This window comes from Idiomarina tyrosinivorans (genome assembly GCF_003987475.1).
GTDB lineage: Bacteria > Pseudomonadota > Gammaproteobacteria > Enterobacterales > Alteromonadaceae > Idiomarina > Idiomarina tyrosinivorans.
This window is the reverse complement of sequence record NZ_PIQH01000004.1, coordinates 97258-110237: the sequence shown is the minus strand read 5'-3', so window position 1 is coordinate 110237 and position 12980 is coordinate 97258. Positions and strand designations below refer to the sequence as shown.

Here is a 12980-nt window from a genome sequence, read left to right as displayed (position 1 = left end):
ACTACGCAACAATACGATTTACTAGGGATATCAGCGCATGATGAGTGCTTCAGGAAATCACCGCCAGAGACGCTTGCGAGCCGTTTTCAATGTGGTTCTGGTGCTAATGCTTGGGGCTTGCTCCAGTTTTATCGATCCGAGCAATCGAAGCACTGAAAATTGGATCGGTAGCAACAACCCTCAAGCAATAGCTCACCAAAAACAACTGGCAAACCTGAACCACTGGCAAGCACAAGGGCAGTTAGCCATTATCAATCGCCTAACCGGTGAGCGCGACGGCCTTTATTTTAATTGGGATAGTGAGCCAAACAATACTCTGATTACCTTTTCACACCCGTTGCAGGGCGTGCTTGCCACCTTAACCATCAGTCCTCAACGAGCGATCTGGTGGGATGAAGAAAACGGCAAAATTTCAGCCCCGAATGCGGACAATTTGGTGGCTGGCTTATTGCGTACGGAAATTCCCTTTAGCCTGTTACAAAAGGCTTTCACCGGTGCCTTACCCAGCGGCGTTGAACAGGTAAAAACCTACGACGATGGTACGCTCGCCAGAGCAACGTGGCGCTCACCGAGCCAACAGTTATGGGCATTAGATTGGCAAGCCTACCAACCGGTACAGTTTGCTCAGCAGAGTTGGCAATTACCGGCACAACTGGTAGTAGCAAGCGAGAAAGTAAAAATAAAAGTGAGAATGACCGAATGGCAACCTTAACCCTGCCCTCACCGGCAAAACTGAATCTGTTTTTACATATCACAGGGCGCCGAGCCGACGGTTATCACCAATTACAAACGGTTTTCCAGTTTATCGATTTATGCGACAGCCTAAGTTTTCGGTTGCGTGATGATGACCAGATTACCTTATCCGCACCCGGTGTCGATGTTAGCCCTGAACAGAATTTAGTCATGCAAGCCGCCAGAGCTCTGGCACAAACCCAACATCAGGCTCTACCGGGAGTGGCGATTGAATTAACCAAAGCGATTCCCACAGGAGGCGGTTTAGGCGGTGGTTCATCCAACGCTGCAACAACGTTGTTAGCATTAAACCACTTATGGCAGCTCCAGCTGAGTTCCGCCGAATTGCAACGCATCGCGTTACCACTGGGCGCGGATATCCCCATTTTTGTCCACGGAGAAGCCGCCTTTGCCGAAGGCATCGGTGAACGTTTTAGCGCCACGGAAACGCCTGCGACATGGTACATTTTGGCCCATCCAGATGTTCACGTAAGCACCCCGCGGCTGTATCAGCACCCCGATCTCCCGCGGCAGCACCCACCGATTGCGGCTACAAACTGGCAACAACAAACAACAACAAATGACTTTGAGGCATTGGTCTGTAAGCTCTACCCCGAAGTTGCCAATGCCCGCGCCACGTTGCTAGAATACGGCCCAACTCGGCTGACTGGCTCTGGCGCCTGCTTGTTTACACAATTTGCAAGCAAAGCCGCCGCCCAGCAGGCTCTCCAGCAACTCCCGCAATCACTGAATGCTTGGGTAGTGCGAGGTCTGCAGCATTCGCCAGCCGCGAAGGCGCTATCGGAGCTATCAGAATAGTGCAGTCGTGTTAGCAGTTAGTGTGTAGCTGCGCTATAACTTCTTTAACCCACTACCAAAATAAGTCGAGGTTGCGTGTGCCTGACATGAAGCTTTTTGCTGGTAATGCCACACCAGAGCTTGCCCGAAAGATTGCCGATCGTTTGTATATTAAAGTTGGAGAGTCCGAGGTTGGACGCTTTAGCGATGGTGAAATCAGCGTTCAGATCAACGAAAATGTTCGCGGTGCAGATGTGTTTATTGTTCAATCAACGTGTGCTCCGACAAACGATAACCTGATGGAGCTGATCGTCATGGTTGACGCATTACGTCGCGCTTCTGCTGGCCGTATTACCGCCGTCATGCCGTACTTCGGCTATGCCCGACAAGACCGCCGCGTGCGTTCAGCGCGGGTACCAATCACAGCGAAAGTGGTTGCCGACTTCTTGTCCAGCGTAGGTGTTGACCGCGTCCTGACTGTGGATCTGCATGCAGAGCAAATCCAAGGCTTCTTCGACGTCCCGGTAGATAACGTATTTGGTAGCCCAGTGTTGCTTGAACACATGAGTAAGCAACCATTTGAGCGCCCTGTCGTCGTGTCTCCTGACATTGGTGGCGTTGTCCGTGCACGGGCCGTTGCCAAGCTCCTCAACGACACCGATTTGGCGATCATTGATAAACGCCGTCCGTCGGCCAATGTTTCACAAGTTATGCATATTATCGGTGATATTGAAGGTCGCGATTGTATCATCGTCGACGATATGATCGATACTGGAGGCACACTGTGCAAAGCCGCAGAAGCGCTGAAGCAAAACGGTGCTAAACGGGTCTTTGCCTACGCCACTCACCCGGTATTCTCCGGCAGCGCGGTAGACAACATCAAAAATTCCGAAATTGATGAAGTGATTGTTACCGACAGCATCCCGCTCAGTGAGGCAATGCAAGCAACCGGCAAAGTTACCCAGTTAACACTCAGTGGTATGCTCTCTGAAGCATTACGCCGAGTCAGCAACGAAGAATCTATCTCCGCAATGTTCGAATACTAAGCCGATTAACCATCGCGCTTTCTACTCTACCCCGGCGAGCCTGTTCAGCGGGTTCGCCGGTACCCTTTCGCTAACATTTAGCGTTGTTTTCCGCCCCCACTAATGCTAACATTCCGCGCCCCTAAAAAATGGGGTCCGAGTGGTTGTTTGGTCGCGAACAATCACACTTTAATTACTTTTGACTTTGAGAGTCTTAATTATGGCTAAACTAGATTTCAATATTAAAGCTGAAATCCGTGAAGACATGGGGAAAGGTGCGAGCCGCCGCCTACGTCATCAGGATAAAGTTCCAGCAATCCTTTACGGTGGCGATAAAGCGCCAGTAGCATTGACTGTTGATCACAACAAAGTGAACAACATGGCTGACTACGAAGCGTTCTACTCACACATTTTAACGCTGGAAATTGACGGTAAAAAACACCAAGCAATCCTTAAGGATATGCAACGTCACCCGTACAAGCCAAAGCTGACTCACTTGGACTTCCAACGTGTTGAAGCAGGCCACAAACTTCATACTCACATTCCATTGCACTTCATCAATGAAGCAACTGCAAAAGGCGTGAAAGACGAAGGCGGTGTGATTGTTCACCACGTCAACGACGTTGAAATCACTTGCTTACCGAAAGACTTACCAGAATACCTGGAAGTTGACGTAGCAAGCCTTGCAGTAGGTGACACGGTTCACTTAACTGACTTGAACTTGCCAAATGGCGTTGAGTTGGTTGAATTGACCAAAGGTGAAGACCACGACCAAGCGGTTGTATCAGTCACTGCACCACGCGTTGAGAAAGAAGAAGAACCTGAAGCTGAAGAATCTGCAGAAGCAGAAGCTCCAGCGGAAGAAGAAAAGAAAGACGAAGAATAAGCGCGCTTTCCTAGCACTATGGAAAAGCCCTTACGTCTGCTCGTGGGCCTGGGTAATCCAGGCCCCGAGTATTTAGATACTCGCCATAATGCGGGTTTTTGGTTGGTTGATCAGTTCTGCCGCCGCCACGCTATTTCGCTAACACCCAATAATAAATTTTGGGGTTTAGAGGGGCGTTGGCAACGTGGAACCACCGACCTGCGGGTAATTATGCCGCAAACCTTCATGAATAAAAGCGGCCAGTCTGTCGCTGCCCTCGCCAATTTTTACAAAATCGAACCCGAGCAAATTCTGGTCGCTTATGACGAGCTAGACTTGCCGCCTGGGGTTGCGAAATTTAAAAAAGGCGGAGGTTCGGGCGGCCACAATGGCATCAAAGATATTCATGCTAAATTGGGCACGGCCGATTTTCTCCGATTACGAATCGGCATTGGCCACCCAGGCGATAGAGCCAAAGTAACCGGGTTCGTTCTCGGCAAACCACCGTTAAGCGAACGCCAAAGAATTCAAGACACCATTGATGCATCCTGCGATGCCGTCGATGTGTTAATAGAGCAAGATTTACGAGCTGCGCAGCAGCTTTTACACAGTTTTAAAAGTACCAAATAAGGGTTCACATCATGGGTTTTAAATGCGGAATCGTTGGTTTACCCAACGTCGGAAAATCGACTTTGTTCAATGCCCTAACTAAGGCAGGCATTGAAGCAGCAAACTTTCCGTTTTGTACCATTGAGCCGAATACTGGCGTGGTACCCGTCCCAGACACTCGCCTCAACCAGTTAGCGAGCATCGTGAACCCACAGCGAGTTATTCCAACGACGATGGAATTTGTCGACATAGCCGGCCTAGTCAAAGGTGCCTCACAGGGCGAAGGCCTAGGTAACCAATTCCTTGCCAATATCCGTGAAACCGACGCTATCGGTCATGTTGTTCGCTGTTTCGAAAACGACAACATTGTTCACGTAGCAGGCGGCGTTAACCCCGCTGACGACATCGACACCATTAACACCGAACTAGCTCTTGCAGACTTAGATACCGTCGATAAAGCCTTGCACCGCCTAGGTAAACGCGCCAAAGGCGGCGACGCGCAGGCAAAAGCAGAAATTGCCGTTTTAGAGAAGCTAAAACCGGCCCTTGATAACGGTGATATGGCCCGTTCAGTGAACCTCAGTAGCGACGAAAAAGCCACCATTCGCTCATTTAACCTGCTGACCTTAAAGCCAACAATGTACATTGCGAACGTTAATGAAGACGGCTTTGAAAATAACCCGTACCTTGATCAAGTTCGCGACATCGCAAGCAAAGAGAACGCGATCGTTGTGCCAGTTTGTGCAGCAATTGAAGCTGAAATGGCTGAGCTTGAAGACGAAGACCGAGAAGTCTTCCTTGAAGAATTAGGCCTTGAAGAGCCCGGTCTAAACCGCGTAATCCGTTCCGGCTACGAATTGCTATCCTTACACACCTATTTCACCGCCGGTGAAAAAGAAGTGCGCGCTTGGACCGTAAGAATCGGTTCAACCGCACCACAAGCCGCAGGCCGAATCCACACCGATTTCGAAAAAGGCTTCATTCGTGCCGAAGTCGTTGGCTTTGATGACTTCATCAACAACAACGGCGAACAAGGCGCAAAAGACGCCGGCAAATGGCGACTAGAAGGCAAAGAGTACATCGTCAAAGACGGCGACGTTATCCACTTCCGCTTCAACGTATAACACTAAAAGCCCGCCAATTCTTTACTGCGGCCGAAGCCTTGGGCTCGCGGCATCGTGAGGGTTGGGGGAAAGGCTCGGGGTGTGGGCGCTGGGGTGATTGGTGCTCAGCGTCCCGTCGGTTCACGGTGTCTCCGGTAAAAAGACGCTCGAGCCATCCATGGCCGCTCAGTCTCTGGCCCTCCCTGGCCAGAGATGCTTTTTACCGGAGCCCCCGCGCCCCAACGACACGCTAATCAATATCGAGGAAAACGCGCCCACACCCCGAGCCAAATAGGTGCGGAGAAGCGATGCCGCCCACCATCGCGGAAAGCCGCAGTAAAGAAGTATCAGCCTTTATCTATTAGCCGCAATCCAATAGCTTCGGACAGCCTGCTTGGGGTTGATTGTTCTCTGCCACGGCGCGCTCGGTGTTGCATCGGCATCGCTTCTCCGTAGCCCTTAGCTTGGGGTGTAGGCGCGACCTCTCCCACATGTAATGCACAACGTTGGGGCGCGAAGCTGGAGAAAAAGTATCTCCGGCCATGGACGGCCGGAGACTAAGCGCCTCATGGATGAGCTTGAGCGGCTTTTTCCCCAGCTTCGTGAACCGGCGGGGTGCCGTGCAATGACCCTCTGAGCGCCTACACACCAAGCGCCCTCCAGCCCCTCACGATGCCGACGTGCCCAAGCTAATTGCCGTGGTAGAGAACAATCAGCCCCAACCCTGACGATGCCGCGAGCCCAAGCTTACCGCCGCAGTAAAGAATTGGCGCCAACCAGAGACTGTGGCTATTCTTCGACAACGTCGTTGTGCATGGCGGCGAGTTTGGCGAGCAGTTGGTTTTGTGCACTGGTGGGTATGTCGAATTTTTCCATGGCACGGATTAGGTGCTCGACCAATACGTTAAAGTCACCGGTACTAATACCGAGATTGCGGTGTGAGGCTTTCATGGTATCGCCAGTGTATTCGCAGGGTCCGCCAACAACTTGGCAAATCTGTTCGGTGAGTAAGCGATGTAAGCGAACGATATCGACGTCTTCAAAATGGTGTGCGATGCGTTCATCACCGCCCACTTGGAATAGCATTTCTTCGGTAATGTCGGCGATGCCCTGTTTGCCACCGAACTGTTGATACAATGATTGTTGCGCGGCGCCAGCGGTGACACTAAATAGCAATGCGAGTGCGACAATAATGCTTTTCATGCTGTTCTCCGTTAAAAACTGGCTTGTAAAGAGAGGTACCAGCCATGCTGGTTATCTAATCCGGCGATAGAGCCGAGATCGGTATAGGCAGCCACAATGGCTAGTGAGCGATTGGGGAAATAACCGACAAATAGGTCTTTCCAATCGTCTTCGCGGGCGAAACTGAGGTTACTGGGTTTTTGCCGATATTCTACACCAACGGCCCAATAGCGATTAATAAAAGCCGCAACGGAGCCTTCCAATTGCCAACGTCGATCTTGTTGGTCACCACCGAAACCCAGCAAGCCTAACTGATTGGCTTTGGTATTACGCACTGTCAGGTTTGCAACCCAGGTGCGATGGCCAAAGCCATCTAACCAGGCTTTAGCGGCACTGATATAATAATCGGTACCGCTATCGTCTTTTGCGCCAACCGCATTTGGCAACGCAAAGGTTTGGTTGGTCTTGTGCTGTATCCCGGCACTGAGCTGCGGCCAATCTCCATAAACAAGGTCACCGTAAAGGCGCGCTTTTACGCCGACAATATTCTGTTTTAACTCTCCGCCAATGGTACTCAAATCGAACGTCTGTTTGGCGTAGGAGACTTCTAAGCGGTTATAAAAGTTCACTGATGCGGCGGCGACGCTGAGTCGAAAGTCGTCGACACTCACTTCTGACAATGCTGCAGTAGCGCCTACCTGGCTCTCTCCGGCGTAACTCGATAAGGTTGCCCACGGCACAATACCGCCGCCAGCGCTTCCTTCTATGCTTGTGGCGCCGCCGGTTGCGAGCAAACGCGTGCCGTCGTTAGCGGCTACAGTGGCGCTAGTGCAACTGAGTATCACTGCGGCAACCAGCTTTAATGACTTTGATACCATGCGAAAAATTCCTCTATCGGTAACGGTTTACTAAAGTAATAGCCTTGCAACTCTGCACACGCCATTGATTGCAGCAGTTGCCAACTGGCGTCATCTTCCACTCCTTCAGCAACGGTCTTCAGCCCCAACTCGCGGGCCAACTGAATGGTTGAGCGGACAATAATTTGGTCGCGTTCGTCATTAGGCAAGTGTTGTACAAAGGAGCGATCGATTTTCAGCTCATCGACTGGCAGGCGTTTTAATTGTGCCAGTGACGATTCACCGGTGCCATAGTCATCAATTGAGACCATAAAGCCCCGCTGCTTTAATTGCTGTAAACGCTCGATGGCATTTTCTGGATCTTGCATAACCGCGCTTTCGGTAATTTCCAGCATTAAACTGGATGGGTTAGCGGAAAACTGATCAACATAATCGGAAAGCAATTTCGGTAAGGTGTCGCTGAGCAAATCCACGGTTGAGAGGTTCACCGACAACTTCATATCTATCCCCGCATTTTCGGCTTTATTTAGCACCGAGAATGCTTCAACGATCACCCACCGGGTTAAGCGTCCAATTTCTCCCGACTGCTCCGCTAACGGAATAAACTCATCGGGTCGTACGTGCCCCAACACGGGATGATGCCAGCGCAATAACGCTTCCGCGCCAACCGCGCGTCCACTCACACAATCCACCTTCGGCTGCAACACCAAGTTTAATTGCTGTTCGGCAACGGCATCTTTTAAGTGCTGTAGAATCGCCAGTTGCCGCATGTGCTGTTCATCTTCGCCTTGCATGTACCAATGCCAGAGATGTTTTTCCTGCACGGCAATGCGGCGGCTGATTTGCACTCGGCGTAACAAACTGTCGATATCATCGCCATCACTCGGTATCGCCACGGCGCCAGCCGAAAACTGCATGACATAATCGGTATGGTCCAGTAACCACGGTTGTTGCAGTCGTTGCATTAGGTTTTCTAGGGCGGAATCTACGAGTGCTTGGTCATCGCTGTCCACCAGAATAACAAACTCATCACCGCCCAAACGCGCCAGCCAGGCTTGATCCGGGAGCTGCTCTTTATGCCAGTGCTGTATTCGTTGCGCCACCAACACCAGTAGTTGGTCGCCAATTTTCTGTCCTACCCGGTCGTTCAGCTCGCGGAAGCGGTTAATATTGACTATCAATAGGCTACTCGGTTGTCGGCTGGCTAATCGCGGTGTCAAAACACGAATCACTTCGCGTCTGTTTGGCAGGTCTGTGAGTAAATCGTGACTGGCTTGATAGGAAATTCGCTTTTCCCGTTCGCTAACGGCGACTCGCATTTGGTCAAAGGTCGATGCCAGTTCGCCAAACTCGTCCTTGCGTTCACTCCGAATCGCGTGTTCGTAGTCCCCTTCTCGCAAGCGGTTAGCGGCGTAACTGAGGCGTCGAATAGGTTCGCTTACGGAGCGCGCCATCCAAGTTGCTAAGGCAATGGCAAGCAACAACGCACTCACTGCGACTACCGCTATTTGCCAACGCAGTTTGGAAAACTCTGCCTTAGCGCTCGCCATGGAGGTGGACAGCAGAACATTAATGGTGTTGTTGTCCAAGGTCACCAATTGGCGCTGTTCTATGGCTAACTGTTGCTGTTGCTGCCACGCTGTAACGCTGCTCTGTTGACGCAATTGTTGTAGTAACTGTTGCTGCGGTTGCTCAGCTAAACTCGAAGCAAAGAGCTTTGCCGGTTGGTTTAAATAGAGCGTAATGTCGGCATTCGCTAGGCGCTGCAATTCACTGGCTAAAGCATCGTTAACCACAAACCCTAAGGTTGCCCAAGCAATCAATTTAGGCGCTTTAACGGGCACCGTGACCAATTGAAAAACCTGCCCCTCTATCACCGCCAGTTGTGTCGTTTCTTGCGCCATCGCATCGGCCATGGTGGTGAGTGAGGGCAAGTGATTAACCGCATGAGTAGACGCTATTTCGGCACCACTGGGGTCTTGTAAAACCATTAAATCGGTACCAATACGGTCGCCATGATTAACCAACGCAGAAATAATCGTTTCTTTATCTCCGGTGCCCACCGCTTGGCGAAAGCCGAAATCATCGGCAAGCACCTGAGCCGCTTGTTGCAACTGCGACGCACGGGTATCTAGTAACTCGGTAAAAACCCGACTACTGACATCTAACTCACGCTGTACCGTTCGCTCAACTTGATTATCGGTGGCCCATTGAATGCCGACAAACGCTAACAACAAGGCTGTCGCCAGTAAACCAACAACCAATATTGCAAGGCGGGTTGAAAAGCGTTGGATCATGAGCGCTCCAAGCGATTAAAACGTTTCTCTAAACGCGACGGTTCATCGTCTTGCTTTTCTACCTGTTTTACTGGCAACTCGATGACTATCGGTCGCTCTGGGTGTTGACTGAGATCCACCGTGATCGGCTTTTCCGCCATGCCAGAGTGCCAGACCGTTAATTGTTGCGGCATGCTCGGCAGAGTCAGTTCAGCCATTCCCTCGGCATCGGTCAACTGCGCATACGGCGAGGTGGTTACATACAGGTAACCGATCATGGTGTCATGAATATTGCAGCCTAAAGTCACTACCCCGCTGTGTTCAAACCGCAGCGCCGGGCGCTTCTTATCTGAATAAAGCTTCAACTCGAACGGTTGGGTTGGGGAAAATGAGTAAACATGATGACGAATATTGTCGCTATTCGGGAAGGTTACTTTGCTGCCGCGATTAACAATCAATACATGCGGCGCGAACTGTTTATTCACTTGGTCCATCACCGCAGCTTGAGGTTTCGCTGATGTTGGCGCCTGTTCCCACGCCACTACAGCATCGGCTAACGGCTTGTGTTGCGGATCGACCACGTTTATTTTCAGGGTTTCTGCAACGGCTGAGGTCGATATGACGACACCGGCTGCAAGCGTTGCGACTAGGCGTAGAGAAATCACAGTCGTGAATATCCTTTGGTTATGAATACACTCCTTGTATTCATCAATAGCGAATATTTCCAGATTAACGATACTATGAATGGTATACAACTGATCTTTGCATGCCAATTTTCGGTAACTTATTGATAAACATTATCGCCAACAAGGAGACAGGTATGAGCGAGTATCGTATCGAAACCGATAGTATGGGCGAAGTACAGGTTCCTCATCGCGCATTTTATGGTGCCCAAACTCAGCGCGCGGTAGACAATTTTGCCATCAGTGGTTTAACCATGCCCAAACAATTGATTGCAGCGATTGCACTGATTAAACATGCCGCCGCTACAGCCAACCAAGAAGTCGCTGGGTTAAAGGCGAGTAAAGCAAAAGCTATCCGCAATGTCGCGAAGCAGATTTACGAAGGCCAGTTCGCGGACCAATTTCCTATCGATATTTTCCAAACCGGTTCTGGTACCAGTTCCAACATGAACGTTAACGAAGTGATTGCTCACCTCGCTTCGTCTGATGATCTTAATGTCCACCCTAACGATGATGTTAACTGCAGCCAGAGCAGTAACGATACTATTCCTACCGCGATTCAATTGAGTGCGGTACTGGCTTTGAAAGAACATTTTGCGCCCGCTTTAGCTCACCTAATCGGCCGCATTAAAGAGAAAGCGGGGCAACTGCAAAACCACGTTAAAACCGGCCGCACCCACTTAATGGACGCGATGCCAATGACGCTGGCACAAGAACTCAACAGTTGGGCGGCACAGTTGGAAGTAAGCCAGCGGCAGTTGCCGCTGTTAATTGAACAGCTTTCCGAATTACCGCAAGGTGGTACAGCGATTGGTACTGGCATTAACGCGCCAGAACAATTCGCCGAGCATTTTAGTCGTGCGCTGTCTGAGTTGACCGACCATCATTTCAAACCGGCGGAAAACTTCTTTTCTGGAATTGCTGGGCAAGAAAGGTCGCTCGCTGCCAGCAGCCTACTCAATAGTATTGCGACGACGTTATTAAAAATCAGTAACGATCTACGTTGGATGAACAGCGGTCCGCTTGCCGGTTTGGGGGAAATTCAACTAGAAGCCCTGCAACCCGGTAGCAGCATCATGCCAGGTAAGGTTAACCCGGTCATCCCAGAAGCCGTGGCGATGGTGGCGGCACAGGTAAACGGTAATCACACCACGATTACTACTGCGGCTCAACAAGGAAACTTTCAGCTTAATGTGATGTTACCGGTAATTGCCTACAACTTGCTACAGAGCATTGAGATTGTCAGCACCAGTTGCATGCATTTAGCCGACAAAGCCATCCAAAGCTTTGAAGTAAACCAAGACCGTTTGGATGAAGCGCTGAGTAAGAATCCGATACTGGTGACCGCTTTGAACACAGAGATTGGCTATAACAAAGCGGCAGAAATTGCCAAGCGCGCTTACAAAGAGAAACGGCCGGTGCTGGATGTCGCCGATGAGATGACCGACCTCGGACGCGACAAATTAGCGCAACTGCTTGACCCGAAAAAATTAACCAAAGGCGGTGTTTAACACACCGCTATCAACCGTTACGAGGAGTATAATTCATGGCAAAGCGTCATATTGTGATCACCGGGGCTAATCGAGGTATCGGTCTGTCCTTCGCCCAACAATACGCTGCGAACGGTGACAAAGTTACCGCGGTATGTCGCAACAGTTCAAAACAGCTGACCGAACTGGATGTGAATATCATTGAGGGTGTGGATGTGACTAAGGCTGCTGATCTATTGCGATTGAAAGAAACCCTTGGCGACCAAAACATCGACATCTTAATCAATAACGCGGGTTTACTGATTCGTGACGAATTTGGCGAATTCGATGCTGGCAGTTTCCGCGCCCAATATGAAGTGAACGCCATTGCCCCACTTCGTGTGACCGAGTTTCTTGCTGACAACCTCAGTGAAGGCAGTAAAGTGATTTTGATCACCAGCCGCATGGGTTCAATGGCAGACAATGGTTCTGGTGGACACTACGGCTATCGTATGTCAAAAGCAGCACTCAACGCCGGCGGCGTATCTTTAGCCCATGAGTTAAAACCGCGAGGTATTGCTGTTGCGCTGCTTCACCCGGGCTTTGTGCAAACCGATATGGTCAACCATGCAGGCGATATCCCACCTGAGACTGCGGCCGAACGTTTGCGCCAGCGTATTGAAGAGCTGGATCTCGAACACACTGGGTGTTTCCGTCACAGCAATGGTGACAGCTTACCTTGGTAGTTTGGTCGTAATTTGTGCAAATCAGTGTTTTTTTGAACAAACGGTAGCGAATCCCTCACTTTTTATGAAAAAGAGGTTGACGGTGACAAAGCCGATTTGCATAATACGCGCCGCACTCAACGAGATACCGTTGAACATGGCTACGTAGCTCAGCTGGTTAGAGCACAGCACTCATAATGCTGGGGTCGCAGGTTCGAATCCCGCCGTAGCCACCAAGAATTTGCGGACGTGGTGGAATTGGTAGACACGCTGGATTTAGGTTCCAGTGCCTCACGGCGTGAGAGTTCAAGTCTCTCCGTCCGCACCAAATTCTTTTTCTGGATTGGGGCATAGCCAAGCGGTAAGGCAGCGGGTTTTGATCCCGCGATTCCCAGGTTCGATCCCTGGTGCCCCAGCCAATCCTTTACGTTGAGTGTCTTTCCGAAAAAGGATGGGGCATAGCCAAGCGGTAAGGCAGCGGGTTTTGATCCCGCGATTCCCAGGTTCGATCCCTGGTGCCCCAGCCATTTTCCCAAAGCAGTAACAGTCAAGATTCAGCGGTGGTGGCGGAATTGGTAGACGCGCTAGCTTCAGGTGCTAGTGAGCGAAAGCTCGTGGGGGTTCAAGTCCCCCCCTCCGCACCATCTTGAAACCGC

General features: G+C 50.7%; 12 protein-coding genes and 5 tRNA genes. 13 read left to right on the top strand and 4 right to left on the bottom strand.

Annotated features, from left to right (window positions below):
* The first annotated feature begins 37 nt into the window (after positions 1-37).
* From CWI84_RS05290 to ychF, 6 genes are all read left to right on the top strand, one after another.
* On the top strand, positions 38-712 hold the full coding sequence (locus CWI84_RS05290; protein ID WP_126841533.1) for an outer membrane lipoprotein LolB: 675 nt from the start codon (positions 38-40) through the stop codon (positions 710-712).
* Complete coding sequence (gene ispE / locus CWI84_RS05285) at positions 700-1551, top strand: 4-(cytidine 5'-diphospho)-2-C-methyl-D-erythritol kinase (RefSeq protein WP_126841532.1); 852 nt, start codon at positions 700-702, stop codon at positions 1549-1551. The genes CWI84_RS05290 and ispE overlap by 13 nt, the downstream gene beginning before the upstream one ends.
* A gap of 77 nt (positions 1552-1628) precedes the next feature.
* Positions 1629-2576 carry a ribose-phosphate pyrophosphokinase gene (locus CWI84_RS05280; protein ID WP_126841531.1) on the top strand — a complete coding sequence of 316 codons (948 nt, stop codon included), beginning with the start codon at positions 1629-1631 and terminating at the stop codon, positions 2574-2576.
* A 199-nt stretch (positions 2577-2775) separates the two neighbouring features.
* Positions 2776-3441 carry a 50S ribosomal protein L25/general stress protein Ctc gene (locus CWI84_RS05275; protein ID WP_126841530.1) on the top strand — a complete coding sequence of 222 codons (666 nt, stop codon included), beginning with the start codon at positions 2776-2778 and terminating at the stop codon, positions 3439-3441.
* An 18-nt stretch (positions 3442-3459) separates the two neighbouring features.
* Positions 3460-4050, top strand: a complete 591-nt coding sequence (pth, locus tag CWI84_RS05270) for an aminoacyl-tRNA hydrolase (RefSeq protein WP_126841529.1) — start codon at positions 3460-3462, stop codon at positions 4048-4050.
* Between the two features lie 11 nt (positions 4051-4061).
* Positions 4062-5153: a redox-regulated ATPase YchF gene (ychF, locus tag CWI84_RS05265; RefSeq protein WP_126841528.1), complete on the top strand. Its 1092-nt coding sequence runs from the start codon at positions 4062-4064 to the stop codon at positions 5151-5153.
* Between the two features lie 768 nt (positions 5154-5921).
* On the opposite strand, the gene CWI84_RS05260 is transcribed toward ychF, so the two are convergent.
* Genes CWI84_RS05260 through CWI84_RS05245 form a run of 4 tightly spaced genes read right to left on the bottom strand, consistent with a single transcriptional unit; the run spans position 5922 to position 10112 of the window.
* The gene (locus tag CWI84_RS05260; protein ID WP_126841527.1) at positions 5922-6335 is read right to left on the bottom strand and encodes a group I truncated hemoglobin; all 414 of its coding nucleotides are present in this window, start codon (positions 6333-6335) and stop codon (positions 5922-5924) included.
* An 11-nt stretch (positions 6336-6346) separates the two neighbouring features.
* Positions 6347-7192 carry a DUF3034 family protein gene (locus CWI84_RS05255; RefSeq protein ID WP_126841526.1) on the bottom strand — a complete coding sequence of 282 codons (846 nt, stop codon included), beginning with the start codon at positions 7190-7192 and terminating at the stop codon, positions 6347-6349.
* Entirely contained in the window at positions 7174-9468 is a 2295-nt protein-coding gene (locus CWI84_RS05250) for a putative bifunctional diguanylate cyclase/phosphodiesterase (RefSeq protein ID WP_126841525.1), read from the bottom strand. Before CWI84_RS05250 ends, CWI84_RS05255 begins: the two co-directional genes overlap by 19 nt.
* Positions 9465-10112, bottom strand: a complete 648-nt coding sequence (locus CWI84_RS05245) for a methylamine utilization protein (RefSeq protein ID WP_126841524.1) — start codon at positions 10110-10112, stop codon at positions 9465-9467. Before CWI84_RS05245 ends, CWI84_RS05250 begins: the two co-directional genes overlap by 4 nt.
* A 155-nt stretch (positions 10113-10267) precedes the next feature.
* Between CWI84_RS05245 and CWI84_RS05240 the strand changes: the two genes are divergently transcribed.
* From CWI84_RS05240 to CWI84_RS05210, 7 genes are all read left to right on the top strand, one after another.
* Positions 10268-11641: a class II fumarate hydratase gene (locus tag CWI84_RS05240; protein ID WP_126841523.1), complete on the top strand. Its 1374-nt coding sequence runs from the start codon at positions 10268-10270 to the stop codon at positions 11639-11641.
* 35 nt (positions 11642-11676) lie between these two features.
* The gene (locus CWI84_RS05235; protein WP_126841522.1) at positions 11677-12345 is read left to right on the top strand and encodes an SDR family oxidoreductase; all 669 of its coding nucleotides are present in this window, start codon (positions 11677-11679) and stop codon (positions 12343-12345) included.
* Positions 12346-12483: 138 nt separating this feature from the next.
* Positions 12484-12560 (top strand) — tRNA-Met (locus CWI84_RS05230).
* 7 nt (positions 12561-12567) lie between these two features.
* Positions 12568-12652 (top strand) — tRNA-Leu (locus tag CWI84_RS05225).
* Between the two features lie 16 nt (positions 12653-12668).
* Positions 12669-12743, top strand: a tRNA-Gln gene (locus tag CWI84_RS05220).
* 33 nt (positions 12744-12776) lie between these two features.
* A tRNA-Gln gene (locus CWI84_RS05215) sits at positions 12777-12851 on the top strand.
* Positions 12852-12881: 30 nt separating this feature from the next.
* A tRNA-Leu gene (locus CWI84_RS05210) sits at positions 12882-12968 on the top strand.
* Positions 12969-12980: the final 12 nt, after the last annotated feature.

Excerpts from the sequence above, each read along its gene's own strand:
- CWI84_RS05290 (WP_126841533.1), top strand. The coding sequence starts at position 38 with ATGATGAGTGCTTCAGGAAATCACCGCCAGAGACGCTTGCGAGCCGTT.
- ispE (WP_126841532.1), top strand. The coding sequence starts at position 700 with ATGGCAACCTTAACCCTGCCCTCACCGGCAAAACTGAATCTGTTTTTA.
- CWI84_RS05275 (WP_126841530.1), top strand. The coding sequence starts at position 2,776 with ATGGCTAAACTAGATTTCAATATTAAAGCTGAAATCCGTGAAGACATG.
- pth (WP_126841529.1), top strand. The coding sequence starts at position 3,460 with ATGGAAAAGCCCTTACGTCTGCTCGTGGGCCTGGGTAATCCAGGCCCC.
- ychF (WP_126841528.1), top strand. The coding sequence starts at position 4,062 with ATGGGTTTTAAATGCGGAATCGTTGGTTTACCCAACGTCGGAAAATCG.
- CWI84_RS05260 (WP_126841527.1), bottom strand. The coding sequence starts at position 6,335 with ATGAAAAGCATTATTGTCGCACTCGCATTGCTATTTAGTGTCACCGCT.
- CWI84_RS05255 (WP_126841526.1), bottom strand. The coding sequence starts at position 7,192 with ATGGTATCAAAGTCATTAAAGCTGGTTGCCGCAGTGATACTCAGTTGC.
- CWI84_RS05250 (WP_126841525.1), bottom strand. The coding sequence starts at position 9,468 with ATGATCCAACGCTTTTCAACCCGCCTTGCAATATTGGTTGTTGGTTTA.
- CWI84_RS05240 (WP_126841523.1), top strand. The coding sequence starts at position 10,268 with ATGAGCGAGTATCGTATCGAAACCGATAGTATGGGCGAAGTACAGGTT.
- CWI84_RS05235 (WP_126841522.1), top strand. The coding sequence starts at position 11,677 with ATGGCAAAGCGTCATATTGTGATCACCGGGGCTAATCGAGGTATCGGT.